The sequence below is a fragment of the Streptomyces sp. NPDC014995 genome (genome assembly GCF_043080745.1).
Lineage (GTDB): Bacteria > Actinomycetota > Actinomycetes > Streptomycetales > Streptomycetaceae > Streptomyces.
In genome coordinates this window covers 643,212-657,463 of sequence record NZ_JBIBVX010000001.1, presented here as the reverse complement: position 1 = coordinate 657,463, position 14,252 = coordinate 643,212, and the positions used below count along the sequence as shown (strand labels likewise).

15 protein-coding genes and 1 other RNA gene are annotated in these 14,252 nt (G+C 70.6%); 10 read left to right on the top strand and 6 right to left on the bottom strand.

Translation table 11 applies throughout. From position 1 onward, the window contains the following. The first annotated feature begins 12 nt into the window (after positions 1–12). Positions 13–1,464, top strand: a complete 1,452-nt coding sequence (locus ACF1A1_RS02980) for a bifunctional RNase H/acid phosphatase (RefSeq protein WP_391644792.1) — start codon at positions 13–15, stop codon at positions 1,462–1,464. Here ACF1A1_RS02980 and eda read toward each other — a convergent pair. Both eda and yaaA read right to left on the bottom strand, forming a co-directional pair. Then, positions 1,436–2,098 carry a bifunctional 4-hydroxy-2-oxoglutarate aldolase/2-dehydro-3-deoxy-phosphogluconate aldolase gene (gene eda / locus ACF1A1_RS02975; protein WP_391644790.1) on the bottom strand — a complete coding sequence of 221 codons (663 nt, stop codon included), beginning with the start codon at positions 2,096–2,098 and terminating at the stop codon, positions 1,436–1,438. The genes ACF1A1_RS02980 and eda overlap by 29 nt on opposite strands. A 98-nt stretch (positions 2,099–2,196) precedes the next feature. Further along, on the bottom strand, positions 2,197–2,979 hold the full coding sequence (gene yaaA / locus ACF1A1_RS02970) for a peroxide stress protein YaaA (RefSeq protein ID WP_391644788.1): 783 nt from the start codon (positions 2,977–2,979) through the stop codon (positions 2,197–2,199). 76 nt (positions 2,980–3,055) lie between these two features. On the opposite strand from yaaA, the gene ACF1A1_RS02965 reads away from it, so the two are divergent. Further along, positions 3,056–4,489 (top strand): RNB domain-containing ribonuclease, encoded by a 1,434-nt coding sequence (locus ACF1A1_RS02965; RefSeq protein ID WP_391644786.1) that lies wholly within the window; start codon positions 3,056–3,058, stop codon positions 4,487–4,489. On the opposite strand, the gene ACF1A1_RS02960 is transcribed toward ACF1A1_RS02965, so the two are convergent. Continuing rightward, entirely contained in the window at positions 4,440–5,042 is a 603-nt protein-coding gene (locus ACF1A1_RS02960; protein WP_391644784.1) for a hypothetical protein, read from the bottom strand. The genes ACF1A1_RS02965 and ACF1A1_RS02960 overlap by 50 nt on opposite strands. Next, positions 5,039–5,791 carry a MerR family transcriptional regulator gene (locus tag ACF1A1_RS02955; protein WP_391644782.1) on the bottom strand — a complete coding sequence of 251 codons (753 nt, stop codon included), beginning with the start codon at positions 5,789–5,791 and terminating at the stop codon, positions 5,039–5,041. Before ACF1A1_RS02955 ends, ACF1A1_RS02960 begins: the two co-directional genes overlap by 4 nt. A 192-nt stretch (positions 5,792–5,983) precedes the next feature. Here ACF1A1_RS02955 and rnpB point away from each other — a divergent pair. Further along, positions 5,984–6,385, top strand: an RNA gene (gene rnpB / locus ACF1A1_RS02950) — RNase P RNA component class A. A gap of 33 nt (positions 6,386–6,418) precedes the next feature. Here rnpB and ACF1A1_RS02945 read toward each other — a convergent pair. After that, positions 6,419–7,216 (bottom strand): discoidin domain-containing protein, encoded by a 798-nt coding sequence (locus tag ACF1A1_RS02945; protein ID WP_391644780.1) that lies wholly within the window; start codon positions 7,214–7,216, stop codon positions 6,419–6,421. Here ACF1A1_RS02945 and ACF1A1_RS02940 point away from each other — a divergent pair. From ACF1A1_RS02940 to ACF1A1_RS02930, 3 genes are all read left to right on the top strand, one after another. Further along, positions 7,172–7,357 (top strand): alpha/beta fold hydrolase, encoded by a 186-nt coding sequence (locus ACF1A1_RS02940; RefSeq protein ID WP_391644778.1) that lies wholly within the window; start codon positions 7,172–7,174, stop codon positions 7,355–7,357. The two genes, ACF1A1_RS02945 and ACF1A1_RS02940, sit on opposite strands and share 45 nt — an antisense overlap. Positions 7,358–7,536: 179 nt before the next feature. Next, a complete protein-coding gene (locus ACF1A1_RS02935) occupies positions 7,537–7,752 on the top strand; it encodes an alpha/beta fold hydrolase (RefSeq protein ID WP_391644776.1) in 216 nt (71 codons plus the stop codon). A 342-nt stretch (positions 7,753–8,094) separates the two neighbouring features. After that, a complete protein-coding gene (locus ACF1A1_RS02930; protein WP_391644774.1) occupies positions 8,095–9,192 on the top strand; it encodes an NmrA family NAD(P)-binding protein in 1,098 nt (365 codons plus the stop codon). A 426-nt stretch (positions 9,193–9,618) separates the two neighbouring features. On the opposite strand, the gene ACF1A1_RS02925 is transcribed toward ACF1A1_RS02930, so the two are convergent. Then, complete coding sequence (locus ACF1A1_RS02925) at positions 9,619–9,900, bottom strand: hypothetical protein (RefSeq protein WP_391644772.1); 282 nt, start codon at positions 9,898–9,900, stop codon at positions 9,619–9,621. A 152-nt stretch (positions 9,901–10,052) separates the two neighbouring features. Here ACF1A1_RS02925 and ACF1A1_RS02920 point away from each other — a divergent pair, with 152 nt between their 5' ends. The 4 genes from ACF1A1_RS02920 to ACF1A1_RS02905 all read left to right on the top strand — a co-directional run bounded on the left by ACF1A1_RS02920 (position 10,053) and on the right by ACF1A1_RS02905 (position 14,171). Further along, a complete protein-coding gene (locus ACF1A1_RS02920) occupies positions 10,053–11,552 on the top strand; it encodes an MFS transporter (protein ID WP_391644770.1) in 1,500 nt (499 codons plus the stop codon). A gap of 314 nt (positions 11,553–11,866) precedes the next feature. Further along, positions 11,867–12,436 carry a TetR/AcrR family transcriptional regulator gene (locus tag ACF1A1_RS02915; protein WP_391644768.1) on the top strand — a complete coding sequence of 190 codons (570 nt, stop codon included), beginning with the start codon at positions 11,867–11,869 and terminating at the stop codon, positions 12,434–12,436. Positions 12,437–12,672: 236 nt separating this feature from the next. Next, complete coding sequence (locus ACF1A1_RS02910; RefSeq protein ID WP_391644766.1) at positions 12,673–13,800, top strand: 4Fe-4S binding protein; 1,128 nt, start codon at positions 12,673–12,675, stop codon at positions 13,798–13,800. Next, positions 13,797–14,171, top strand: coding sequence for a YhgE/Pip domain-containing protein (locus ACF1A1_RS02905; RefSeq protein WP_391644764.1), 375 nt, complete (start codon positions 13,797–13,799; stop codon positions 14,169–14,171). Before ACF1A1_RS02910 ends, ACF1A1_RS02905 begins: the two co-directional genes overlap by 4 nt. Positions 14,172–14,252: the final 81 nt, after the last annotated feature.

Below are 14,252 nucleotides of genomic sequence, written 5' to 3'. Positions count from 1 at the left end.
GGGGCGTACGCCGTGCGGGAGTTCATCGTCGAGGCCGACGGCGGGTCGCGGGGCAACCCGGGGCCCGCGGGCTACGGCAGCGTGGTGATCGACGCGGCGACGGGGGAGACCCTCGCCGAACGCGCCGAGTACATCGGCATCGCCACCAACAACGTGGCCGAGTACCGGGGGCTGCTGGCCGGCCTGCGCGCCGCCCGTGAGCTCGACCCGTCGGCCCCCGTGCGCGTCCGCATGGACTCCAAGCTCGTCGTCGAGCAGATGTCGGGGCGCTGGAAGATCAAGCACCCCGACATGAAGCCCTTGGCCATGGAAGCGGCCCAGGTCCTCCCGCCCGGCCAGGTCACCTACGAGTGGATCCCGCGCGAGCGCAACAAGCACGCCGACCGGCTGGCCAACGAGGCGATGGACGCGGGCAAGCGGGGCGAGCAGTGGGACGCCGGGGCCTCCCGGGCCGCCCTGGACGCTTCCTCGGCCGCGACCCCCGCAGGTCCGGTGGCCCCTGCGGCCCCGGTGGTTCCCGAGCCGTCCGGTCCGCCCGGGGACGCGGCCGCGGGTGCGGCGAGGGCGCGCGAGGCGCTCGCCCGGGGACGCTCGTCGGCAGCCACGGCCACCTCGGCGGACGCCACCCCGTCCGGCACGTCGGCGGACACCACCCCGGCCGGCACCTCGGCGGACACCACCGCCACCCCTGGCCCCGGCAGCACCGCCACCCCTGGCCCCGGCAGCACCGCCACAGCTCCCGGCATCAAGACCGACGCCGACCTGCGCGCCGCCCGTACCGTCGCCACCCCGTCGGCCGCGCCGTCCTCCGTCGGCTGGGGTTCCGCCCCGGACCTCGGTGCCCCCGCCACCTTCGTCCTGCTCCGCCACGGCGAGACCCTCCTCACCCCCGAGAAGCGTTTCTCCGGCAGCGGCGGCAGCGACCCCTCCCTCTCCGCCGTCGGGCGGGAGCAGGCCGAGCGGGTCGCCGCGGCCCTCGCCCGGCGCGGGACCATCCAGCACATCGTCGCCTCCCCGCTGGCCCGGACCCGGCAGACCGCGGGCGCCGTCGCCGCCCGCCTGGGGCTCGAGGTCGACATCGACGACGGACTGCGCGAGACCGACTTCGGCGCGTGGGAGGGGCTGACCTTCGGCGAGGTCCGCGAGCGCCACCCCGACGACCTGAACGCCTGGCTGGCCGACCCGGAGGCCGAACCGACCGGCGGCGGCGAGAGCTTCGCGGCGACCGCCACCCGTATCGCCGCCACCCGCGACAAGCTGGTCGCGGCCTACGCGGGCCGTACGGTGCTGCTGGTCACCCACGTCACCCCGATCAAGACCCTGGTACGGCTCGCCCTGGGCGCCCCGCCGGAGTCCCTGTTCCGGATGGAACTGTCGGCGGCCTCGCTGTCGGTCGTGGCGTACTACGCGGACGGCAACGCCAGCGTCCGCCTCCTCAACGACACGTCCCACCTGCGTCCCTGAGGCGCGCGGCGGCCCGCGCCAGCCGCTCGACCCGCCCCCAGTCCCGGGCCGCCAGCGCGTCCGCGGGGACCATCCAACTCCCGCCCACACAGCCGACGTTGGGCAGGGCCAGGTACTCCGCCGCGTTGTCCGGGCCGATCCCGCCCGTCGGGCAGAACCGGGCCTGCGGCAGCGGCCCGGCCAGCGACCGCAGATACGCCGTACCGCCCGCCGCCTGCGCCGGGAAGAACTTCATCTCCCGCACCCCGCGCTCCAGCAGCGCCACCACCTCCGAGGCGGTCGACACCCCGGGCAGGAAGGGCACCCCGGACGCCCGCATCGACGCCAGCAGGGCCTCCGTCCAGCCGGGGCCGACCAGGAAACGCGCCCCGGCCGCCCCGCACTCCGTCACCTGCTCCGGCGTGATCACCGTCCCGGCCCCGACCACCGCCTCCGGCACCGCGCCCGCGATCGCCCGGATCGCGTCGAGCGCGGCGGGCGTGCGCAGCGTCACCTCGATCGCCGGCAGCCCGCCCGCGACCAGCGCCCGCGCCAGCGGTACGGCATCGTCGGCGTCCGCCACGGCCACGACGGCCACGACCGGGGCGAGATCCAGCACCGAGGCAGCCGAAGGGGAGGGCAGGGGGGCGGTCATGGGCCTCATCCTGCCCTCGGGGCGCACCCCACGCAAAGGTCGTTGCGCACGACGCAACGGAGAGGGTGAGGGCGGTCGAGGCGGTCATCCGGCCCCGGTCAGTGGATCTCCTCCACCAGCACGTCCAGCGTCCACGCCGCCCCCGCCCGCGCCGGAGCCTTCTCCTCCACCAGGTAACCGAGGTCCCGCAGCGCCACCACCAGCTCGGCCGGGTCCTTCGGCGCGATCCCCGCCGCCAGCAGGCCGCGCACGATCCGCCCCTTCGTCGCCTTGTTGAAGTGGCTGACCACCTTCCGGGTCGGCGCGTGCAGCACCCGCACGCTCGCCGTCCGCCCGGCGACCTCCCCCTTCGGCTTCCACGCGGCCGCGTACGCCGCCGACCGCAGATCCAGCACGAGCCCGTCCCCGGCCGCCTCCGGCAGCACCTGCGCCATCGGCGCCCGCCAGTACGCGCCCAGCGCCCCGAGCCCCGGCAGCCTCACCCCCATCGAGCAGCGGTACGACGGGATGCGGTCCGTCACCCGGACGGCACCCCACAGACCGGAGAAGACCAGCAGCGAACGGGCGGCGCGCTTCTTCGCGGCCGCGTCCAGCGAGGCCAGGCCCAGGGCGTCGTACAGCACGCCCGTGTAGATCTCACCGGCCGGGCGCGCGCCCGCCGTGCGCAGTCCCGCGTTCTTGGCGACCTCGCCGCGCAGGCCCTCACTCAGCCCCAGCACCTCGCGCGCCTTCTCCTCGTCGCCCGCGCACAGCTCGACCAACTCGGCGAGGACGGCCTCACGGGCGGCGGCGAGCCCCGGCAGGGACAGCGACTCCGGCCTCAGCGGGGCGCCACGGCCGGAAGCGGCCTTTCCTTCGGACGGGGGCAACAGGACGAGCACGGGTGTTTCTCCTTCGGTAGGGCTCCGCGCCAGCGTACGGGGTGCCCCGGACCCGTCCCGGCCCTACGCTCGCCGTATGCCCCGCCGCCACATCCGCGTGACCGGCGCCCCCGAAACCCCCCTCCGGGCCGCCCTCACCGCACTGCGCGCCGAACTCGCCGTGCCCGGGAGCTTCCCGCCCGACGTCCTCGCCGAGGCGGAACTGTCCGCGCGGACACCCGCGCTCCCGGCGTACGACGCCACCGACATCCCCTTCTTCACCATCGACCCGCCCACCGCCACCGACCTCGACCAGGCGCTGCACCTGTCCCGGCAGGGCACCGGCTACCGCGTCCGGTACGCCATCGCCGACGTCGCCGCCTTCGTCGTACCCGGCGGGAGGGTGGACGCCGAGGCACACCGCAGGGTGACCACCCTGTACTTCCCCGACGGGAAGGTCCCGCTGCACCCGGCCGTGCTCGGCGAGGGCGCCGCGAGCCTGCTGCCCGACGGGCCCCGCCCGGCCGCGCTGTGGACGGTCGACCTCGACGACGACGGCCGGACGCTCGCCGTCGACGTCCGCCGCGCCCTCGTCCGCAGCCGCGCCAAGCTCGACTACGCCGGCGTGCAGCGGAGGATCGACGACCGCACCGCGGAGGAACCGCTCGCGCTCCTGAGAACCGTCGGGCAACTGCGCGAAGGCCTGGAGGCCGACCGGGGCGGGATCTCCCTCCGCGTGCCCGAGCAGGAGATCGTCGAGCGCGACCACACCTACGAGCCGAGCTACCGCGCCCCGCTCCCCGTCGACGGCTGGAACGCCCAGATCTCCCTGCTCACCGGCATGGCCGCCGCCGACCTGATGCTCTCCTACGGCACCGGCGTGCTGCGCACCCTCCCCGCCGCCCCCGGCGGAGCCGTGGGTCGGCTGCGCCGCACCGCGCACGCCCTGCGCATCGACTGGCCGCACCACGTGTCGTACGCCCAGCTCGTCCGCTCCCTCGACCCGCACCGCCCGCACCACGCGGCCTTCCTCCAGGAGTGCACCACCCTGCTGCGCGGCGCCGGCCACACCGTCTTCCGCGACGGCGAGCTGCCCGCCCTCACCACCCACGCCGCCGTCGCCGCCCCCTACACCCACTGCACGGCCCCCCTGCGCCGCCTCGTCGACCGGTACACCACCGAACTCTGCCTCGCCGCCATGGCGGGCCAGGCCCCGCCCGACTGGGTGCTCGCCGCGCTCGACGCCCTGCCCCGGGAGATGGCCGAGGGCGGCCGGCGCGCGAACGCCGTCGAACGCGCCTGCGTCGACACCGTCGAGGCCGCGCTGCTACAGGACCGGGTGGGCGAGGTCTTCGACGGCTGCGTGGTCGACCTGGACGAGCGCCGCCCGGGCGTCGGTACCGTCCAGCTGGAGTCCCCGGCGGTCATCGGCCGCGTCGACGGCGACCACCTCCCCCTCGGCGAACGCCTCCGCGTCCGCCTCACCCAGGCCGATCCGGCAGCGGCGACGGTGCGCTTCGCGCCCGCGTGACGGCGTGGACGAGGGCCCGCGCGTCGTCGGCGTGCAGGCGCACCACCGAAACCTTCCGGCGGCGGCCGAGGAACGTCACGTGCGTGACCGGCTCCGTCAGCTCCAGCGTGACGGACGTCTGCGAGCCGACCGGGACGTCCAGCTCGCCCTCCGCCCGCTCGTGGGTGGCGCGCACCTCGTGCCGTACGGCCGCGATCCGGTCCAGCGGGACGCGCAGGTCGACGTGGGCGGCATGGCGCACGCGCAGCGCGTCGCCGTCCAGGACGTGCGGGCGGACCGTCCAGGCCGCGTACAGGCCGGCCACGACGACCACCGTCCAGACGTCCAGGACCAGCACCACCGCGTGCGCGGCCGGCCAGTCGCGCAGCAGCACGGACATGGTGAACGTCTCGACCAGGCACACGAACACCAACCCCGCCATCACCGCCCCCTGCCCCCGCGCGTACCCGAACGCCCGCCCGTCGCCCACCCCGTGCCGCCGCCGCAGCGCCCACAGCAACAGGCTCACCAGCAGCCGTCCCTCGTGCCGGACGAGGGCGTGGACGACTCTCACCGTGCCTCCTCGTCGCCGGCCAGCATGTGCAGCACCCGGCGGATGGCCTCCGCCTGGGCCGGGGCGAAGTCGGCGTACAAGGCGCGCAGGAAGCTGCTGTCGTGATCGATGGCCGTCTCCGGGAGCAGCTCCCGCGGGACGCAGGCGACCAGCGAGCGGGCCGCCTCCTCCACCCGCGGATCGTCCGGGTCTTCGTCGGCGAGCAGGTCCAGCAGCGCGTACGCCTCCCGGGCCCGCGCCACGCTGTCCGGCGAGCCGAGGGTGCCGCTCAGCGCGGCCAGCAGCCGCTCGCGCTCCTCCGCGGGCGCGGCGGTGTCGAGCAGCGCGAGCACCTCGCGGTCCTTGGCCGCCATGGGGGAGTCGGAGGCGGGGATCTCCGCGAGCAGGGCGGCCAGCTCGGGCGAGACCGGCCCCTCGGCGGGCAGCCCGTCCGCGTCCAGCAGCGCCCGCAGCCGGCCCCGGCGCTCCCGGACCGCCGCCTCCTGCCGGGCCAGGTCCTCGTCCAGCTCGGTCAGCACCTCGGCGAGATCCCTGCCCACGTCGTCCGCGAGCACGTCCCGCACCTCGGCCAGTCCCAGCCCCAGCTCGGTCAGCCGCCGGATCCGCGCCAGTACGACCGCGTGCCGCAGCGTGTAGTCCCGGTAGCCGTTGGCCCGCCGCTCCGGCTCGGGCAGCAGCCCCAGGTGGTGGTAGTGCCGGACGGCCCGCGTGGTGACGCCGACAGCCTCGGCGAGTTCTCCGATCCGCATGGGACCAGTAGAAAGGCTGACGTCGCGGCAGGGTCAAGCGAGCGGGGACGGTGGGACGGACGGGGCCTTCACCCCCGGCGTCGTGATCGCCTTCCCTCCCGATCCCGGCGGGCTCGGTACGGGCGACGACCGCGGGACCGGCCGCCGGACCGAACGGGGGCGCCCGCCCGGTAACATGGTCGACACGGCAGACGAGCCGGGCGGACGGCCGCGTGGAGTCCCCTAGGGGGCTTCCCGAGGAACGTCCGGGCTCCACAGGGCAGGGTGGTGGCTAACGGCCACCCGGGGTGACCCGCGGGACAGTGCCACAGAAAACAGACCGCCGGGGACCTCGGTCCTCGGTAAGGGTGAAACGGTGGTGTAAGAGACCACCAGTGCCCAGGGTGACCTGGGCAGCTAGGTAAACCCCACCCGGAGCAAGGTCAAAAGGAAACACCCCGGTGTTTCTGCGCGGACGCATGAGGGCTGCCCGCCCGAGTCCGCGGGTAGACCGCACGAGGCCGACGGCAACGCCGGCCCTAGATGGATGGCCGTCGCCGGGAGGTTCGCGAGAACCCCCCGGAACAGAACCCGGCGTACAGCCCGGCTCGTCTGCCGCTCTGCGTTTTCGCAGGTCAGTGGCCATGGTTACTGACTAAACAAACCCTCGGGGTCGAATCCGGGTCGAATCCGGGCTGCGGGTATTGTCGTTTCTGTCTGCTGCCCGTGCGGCATATCCGGGCATTCCGGGTACCAAATGCGGTCCAGGATCGCTCTGTAGCAGACGTCTCGGATTCTGAAGCACTCGGAAGTACAGGTACGAGGTGTCTTCTTGTCGGCCCGCTCTGGCTGAACCCAAGCACCGATGCGCGTCCTCCAGCGAGCCGCGCCCGGGCCGGGCCACTGGATGACGGAGGCGCCGTCGGCGGTCGATGCGCCGTTGACGTCCAGCACCTTGCTGCTCTTTCGGATGACCAGTTTGAGCGTGCCCAGGTCCGTCGTGAGGGTCCGGTCGTAGATCTCCAGGTTGCGGATCGAGGCCCAGGCGCCGGAGGGCAGCCCGGTGACCGTGACCCGGACATAGCGGGCCTGCGCTGTGAACAGGGCGACCTGCACCTGGCTGCTGCTAGTGGTCGCGGTGAGGTCGGCCAGGGTGGTCCACGTGCTGTTGCCGGTGGAGCCCTCGATCTTGTAGCGGTAGTTTGTGGCGTCCTTCTCCCAGGCGATGCGCGTGCCGGTGAGTGACTTGGCCGATCCCAGGTCCACCTTCAGCCACTGGCCGGTGGTGCCGTTGCTCGCGCTCCAGCGGGTGGTGGTGGAGCCGTCGACCGCCATGGCGGCGGTGTTGCCCTTGGAGGTCTCCTCGCTGCCGTGCCCGGGGCGTCGTACGACGAGCCGGCCATGCGCGCGGGCGTCGAGCGGCTCCTCACCGAACTCGACCTCCACGACGTGACGTTGGTCGGGGAATCCCTGGGTGGAGTGCTCGCCCTGACCGCCGCGGCCGATCTGCCGGAGCGGGTACGGCGCGTCGTCTCGGTGAAACCCGTACGACTACCGCCCGGTCCAGTTTCCTCGCTCGCGTGGTGATCGGCGGGATCATCGCTCCGGGGGTGGGCAAGTTGATCGCCGAGTAGGAGCCCAAGCGCGTCCTGCGCGGAATCCTTCAACGCGGCGTCGGCGACAAGACCGCTTTTCGGGAGGACTACCTGGACGAGTTCCTCCAGTCAGGCAGGCGTCCCGGCCGTTGCCCGCGCTCTGACCGGAACATGCCCAGCCTCATCACGGCCCGCTCGCGCTACGCCGACGTCGAGGCCCTCGTCCACCTTGTCTACGGCGAGAACGACTGGTCCCGACCCTCGGACCGGGAAGCCAACAAGAAGTTGCTGCCCGCCGCAGACTTCACACAGGTGCCGGGAGCGGACCACTTCATCGCACTGGAGAGGCCGGAGGTGGTGGCCGACCTGTTGAACGCGGTGGCATGACCGTGAGGGCGCTGAAAGTCGCGCGGTCAACGGGGCCGCTCCGGTCATCTACCGAGACCGCGTAGAGGCGCGGGCCACAGGGCCACTGGAGCGGCGCAACCCATCGGCACACGCGACGGTTGACCGAGCCTCTTCTGCTCGGAGAGTTGCGCGGTAGTCGCCCTATGACCAGGGGTTATGCGGATACCGCAGGTACACCGCTTGGTGGGGACCATGCCTCCGCACTGGTCCACTGCCAAGATCCGGGCACTCGGGCACTTGCAGCCATGAAACCGATCGGTGTACCTTTCTGGAAACCGATCGGTTTCCGAACTCGCACAAACAACCTCGGAGTCGAGAATCATGTCTTCTCACGCCACCTCCACCATCTTCGTCATAGGCGGCACAGGGGCCCAAGGGATCCCCGTCGTTCGCGCTCTCGTCGCCGACAAGAAGTACTCCGTACGGGTCCTCACCCGTGATGCCACCTCCGCCCGGGCCCAGGAACTCATCGCGCTCGGCAACGTCTCCATCCTCGAAGGGTCATTCGCCGACGAGGACGTGCTGCGCGAAGGATTTCGCGGCTGTGACGGGGCATTCATCAATATCGACGGGTTCAATACCGGCGAGAAGACCGAGACCTACTGGGCCATCCGCACTTACGAGATAGCGATCGAAGAAGGAATCAAGTTCTTCGTCTACGGAAACCTTGACTACGCCCTCAAGAAGTCAGGCTACGACTCCAGGTTCCGCACCGGCCACTACGACGGCAAGGGTCGCATGGCCGAATGGGTACTGTTCCAGAACGAAAAAAACAGCGACCGGATGGGAGCTGCGGTCTTCACGTCAGGCCCCTACATCGAGATGGTGATCTCGCCGCTGACGCCCATGACGCCCAGCATCGAGGACGGTGTCGTCACGTGGCGAGTCCCGCTCGGCGAGGGAGCCGTTCCGCACGTCGCTCTCGATGACTGCGGATTCTATGTCCGCTGGCTCTTCGACAATCCGGAGCGGGCCAACGGCATGGACCTCGAAGTCGCCATCGAGCACATGACCTACACCGATATGGCTGCAGCATTCGAGAAGGTCACCGGGCATCCGGCGCAGTACATCGACACCGATCTGGACACCTATTGGAACAGTCCGGATCTGAGGGGGATCGCTGATCACCCTGCCGGATACAATGCTGACCCCAACGACAAGAGCACTATGAGCTTCCGCGACAACTTCACGGGCTTCTGGAACGTGTGGAAACACGGAATCATCACCAGGGACTACGCCCTGCTCGACGAAATCCACCCCAACAGGATCAGGAGCGCGGAGGAGTGGTTCCGTCGCGAAGACCAGCTGGGAAGGGAACTCGGCAAGGGAAGCCTCTGGGAGAGGGTCCAGCCGGAGAACTGGACCGCCGACTCCGCGGTCCTCAAGAGCAGCGCGGATTTCAGGACGGGCAAGTTGTAGACAGGCGAGCCGGTGTTGGCTCGGTATCCGCTGCGCGACGAGACCTCCCAGGCCTCCGGGACGGCCAGGAATCCGGCGATCCGACATCCTGGCAGTGCTCTATATCACTCGCGCTCCCTCCAATAGTTCATTTGAAGTAACTGGTTCGGTTGCGGAACTGTTGCCGGGACAGCCCCACCACACCCCGCGGAGGACTTCATGCCTGCGATCAGTACGGCCAACACCGCAAGCGAGAGGGTGCGCTCGGCCACCACCACGAGGAAGGGGTGTCGAGGCGGTTGATGTCCGTGGGCGCACCTGGCGCTCTTGGGCCTTGGTGTGCTGCCCGGGGACGTTCATGACGGGCGACCGGTCCGCCAAACGCTGGGCACCCCGTGAGGTGCCGACCGCCCCGCCAGGCCCACCCGCTCCAGCCCGAGGGCGGCTTCACAATTCGTCAGAAGCGCCCCTGTGTGAGCGCTCGACGCCACGGGCCCCGTAGACGATGGCCGCGTGCTGGTGCGACCGCTCCCGGTAGATCAGCAGTCTCATGACGGCCGTTCCCAGCCGCATGCGCACCAGCATGTCCGCGAATACCGCGTACACCACGCCGCCGCCGAAGAGCTTGATGGTCAGCACATCGCTCATCCCGATCGTCGCGAGCGGCACGCACATCTGCACCACGGCGGTCGCGACCAGGTGGCCGATGGACTGCGGCCCGGTCGCCACGGCTTCGCGATGGCCTTCAGTGGCAGCAGCACTGACCTGAGCGCGTCGGAAGCGAGTCGTTCACTTGCCCCGCGGAAACCGATCTGTTTTCCTAGGGGAAACAGATCGGTTTCCCATCGACGTGAAGCCCATGACCAGCGACTAAGGGAAAAATGACTACTACCATCGATCGTGGGGCGTCCGCCTCCGAGAAAACAGACACGGGCCGCCGCGGCTCACATGCCGTGCGCTGGTGGGTGCTCGTCGTGCTGGGCGTGGCACAGCTCATGGTCACGCTCGATGCGACCGTCGTGAACATCGCCCTGCCCGCAGCGCAGCATGACCTCGGTTTCAGTGACGGCAGCCGGCAGTGGGTCATCACGGGGTACGCCTTGGCGTTCGGCAGCCTGCTGCTGCTCGGGGGCCGCCTCGGTGACCTGTTCGGCCGACGTACGACCTTCGTGACCGGCCTGATCGGCTTCGCGGCCGCATCCGTCGTCGGCGGCGCGGCCGGCAGCTTCGAAATCCTCGTCGGTGCGCGTGTGGCCCAGGGTGTCTTCGCTGCACTGCTCGCTCCCGCGGCACTCTCACTGCTCAGCGTGACCTTCACTGAACCGGCCGAGAGGGCGAAGGCCTTCGGCATCTTCAGTGCGTTGTCCGGTGCGGGCGCCGCGGTCGGACTCCTGCTCGGCGGCATGCTCACCGAATGGGCGTCATGGCGCTGGGTGATGTACGTGAACGTCATCTTCGCGGCCGTCGCGCTGGCCGGTGCGTTGCTGTGGCTGGCCAAGCCTGCGGTGACCGAACGACCCAAAATCGACATTCCTGGCTCAATCGTGGTGAGCGCCGCGCTGTTCGCCATCGTCTACGGATTCGCGCACGTCGAATCCACCAGTTGGACCGACCCGGTCGCCCTCGGCTCCATGATCAGCGGCGTGGTGCTGCTCGCGGTCTTCGCGTGGCTGGAGCTCAGGGTCGCGCATCCGCTGCTGCCGCTGCGAGTCGTGCTGGACCGGACCCGAGGTGGATCGTTCCTGGCGGTGTTCGTCCTGGGCATGGGAATGTTTTCGATCTTCCTGTTCCTGACCTACTACCTGGAGGCCGGCATCGGCTACTCGCCGATCGAGGCCGGTCTGTCCTTCCTGCCGATGGTCGGTGGCATCGTTGCCTCGTCCACCACGGTGCCTTCGCTGCTGCTGCCCAGGGTCGGCCCGAAGATCGTGGTCAGCGTCAGCTTCCTGGTCGCCGCATCCGGCATGGCCCTGCTGACCCAGCTCGCGCTGGACAGTACCTACGTCGCCCACATCATGCCCGGCATGATCCTGCTGGGTCTCGGCATCGGCGGGGTGATGACCACCGCGTTCCAGGGTGCGACCGCAGGCGTGCACCACGAGGACGCGGGCGTCGCCTCGGCGCTGATCAACACCAGCCAGCAGGTGGGTGGCTCGATCAGCACGGCGCTGCTGACCACCGTTGCCTCATCGGCCACGACCGACTACCTGACCTCGCACAAGCCTGGCGCACTGACCGCGGCGCAGGCCGGGGTCGAGGGCTACACGGCCACCCTGCAGTGGGGTGCCGGGATCTTCGTGGTCGGTGCCGTGCTCGCGGCGTTCCTGATTCCGAATCGGGCTCTGGCGCCGTCGGAGGGCGAGCTCGTGATCGCCCACTGAGCCCGAATCCACCGTGGTGAGAAATGCACCCCGATCGAGGCGCCGCCCGGCTTCTCCCGCTTCCTCGCGGAGTTCGGGTCGCTGCGACAGATCACCAGCGGTATCCGCGCGATCCTCTCCTGCGACGCCCGAGGCGGCGCGGCCCTGGTCCGGTGCTGGATGATGACGGCTGCCGACCTCACTGCGGCCGCGCTCTTCGGCTGCGGGGTGACGCGCCGGTACGAGCCCGGCCGTGGGCAGTGCCGGTGATCACCCCGGCAAGTGTCGTAAACCGATCGGTTTTCAATGAGCCGGAATCGGGTTAACCTCCCAATATGACCACCGAGACGAAGTCAAGCTCCCGAGAGCGGCTGCTGGAGGCGGCGGCCACGCTCACCTACCGAGACGGCGTCAACATCGGCATTGACGCACTGTGCAAGGCGGCGGGGGTCTCGAAGCGCTCCATGTACCAGCTGTTCGAGAGCAAAGGCGAGCTGCTGGCGGCGAGCCTGGAGGAGCGGGCCGCCTCCTATGTGGGGACGCTCCTGCCCGCAGCGGACGACAGCCGTCCACCCCGCGAGCGGATCCTGCACGTCTTCGAGCAGGCGGAATCGCAGGCCGGTGCACCCGACTTCCAGGGCTGCCGGTACCTGGCCGTGCAGATCGAGCTCAAGGATCAGAGTCACCCCGCGAGCCGGGTGGCCCACCGGGTCAAGGAGAACCTGACGGCCTTCTTCCGCACCGAGGCCGAACAGGGTGGGGCGAGCGACCCGGACCTGCTGGCCCGGCAGCTGATCCTGGTCTTCGACGGCGCCAGCGCTCGCGCCGGAATCAGGGCCGACGCGCCGGCGGGGCTTGTCGTTCCCACGGTGACCATCCTGCTCGATGCGGCGGGCATGCGCTGACGTATCGCGCGTACGAGCACTCTCTGCGGCCGATGCGCCGGCCGGAGGCGCCGTCGGCCTCCGGCGGCACCCGGCCGGTGCGCGATCCTCCGGAATCTCGGCCGGTCGACCCCTGCCGAGAGGCGAGGGGGCGTCCTCGGGCTTGCGCCTAGAAACCGATCGGTTTACTGTGGTGAAACTGATCGGTTTCCCGCCGTGGGGGCGGGTCTCGCGACGAGACTCACGAGGAGCGCCGGATGACGACCACCGCGCACGACACCGAGGGGCAGTCGGCGGAACAGAGGCTTCCGGCGAAGCTGGCCGCCCACCCGTCGGTGCAGGCCGTACTCGCCCGGCGCGAGGCCGGTGACGCGGCGAGCCCGCCGCCGGTGATCGACGCGGAATGGCTGCGCGAGCTCTGCCTGGCAGCCGGTGCGGACGACGCCGCCGCGGTCAGCCTGGACCACCCCGACCTGGCCGGTGAGCGCGAGCACGCGCAGGCCGCGCTGCCCGGCACCCGCACGCTGATCGCGATGGCGGTCCGGATGAACCGCGACAACTGCCGCTCTCCGGCCCGCAGCGTGGCCAACCAGGAGTTCCACCAGACCGACGAACAGGCCAACCACGCCGCCCGCAACGTCACCCGAGCACTCCAGGACGCCGGCTACCGCGCGCTCAACCCCTCCGTCGGCTTCCCGCAGGAGATGGACCGCTTCCCCAGTGAGCGGATCTGGGTGGTGGCGCACAAGACGGTCGCGGTGGCCGCGGGGCTCGGCGTGATGGGCCTGCACCGCAACGTCATCCACCCGAAGTTCGGTAGCTTCGTCCTGCTGGTCACCGTCCTGGTGGACGCGGAGGTGAGCGCGTACGGGCAGGCGCTGGACTACAACCCCTGTATCGACTGCAAGTTGTGCGTCGCCGCCTGCCCGGTCGGCGCCATCGCCAAGGATGGCGCCTTCGACGCGCTGGCCTGCACCACGCACAACTACCGAGAGTTCATGAGCGGGTTCACCGACTGGGCGCAGACCGTGGCCGACAGCGAGGACGCCGCCGACTATCGCTCCCGGGTCACCGATTCCGAGAGTGCCTCCATGTGGCAGAGCCTGTCCTCGCCTCCCGGCTACAAGTCCGGCTACTGCGTGGCCGTTTGCCCCGCCGGCGAGGACGTCCTGGGCCCGTACCTGGACGACCGCAAGACGTTCATGGACACCGTGCTGCGACCGCTCCAGGACAAGAAGGAAACCCTGTACGTCCTGCCGGGCTCGCACGCGCAGGAGTACGCCCGGCGCCGCTTCCCCCACAAGCCCGTCAAGGAAGTCACCGGTGGCTGGCATCCCCCGGCGAAACGCTCCGCGTCCACCGACCGAGAGACGCGTACGTCATGAGTGGCATTCACTCGTTCCGCGTCCTGCGCGCCATGCCGCTGTGGATCGCCAACGGCGTCATCACGGGCGTACTCGCGTTGCTGTTCGCCGTGTTCTACGTCGGCGCCAACATCGACCCGGCCGGCCGCATGAAGGAGCTGCCCGTCGGCCTGGTCAACGCCGACAAGGGAGCCGCTGTCGGCGGCAAGCAGGTCAACCTCGGGGCTCAGATCACCGAGTCGATCAAGAAGTCCACCGCCAGCGGGCGGTGCCAGCGAAGCCTCCGGGATGGCCGTCCTGGAGGCTTTCGTATGCCTGGCTCCCACTGGAGGCAGACGTCCCCATCGCGGCTCGACCGAGATCGACTCGGGGTGCCGCCAGAGGAGTCCTGACCCGCTCGACACCGCCTCGACCTCGGCCGATTCGGGGCCAGACAGAGGGCGATGTCCTCTGACTGGCTCCGAGCAGCTCGG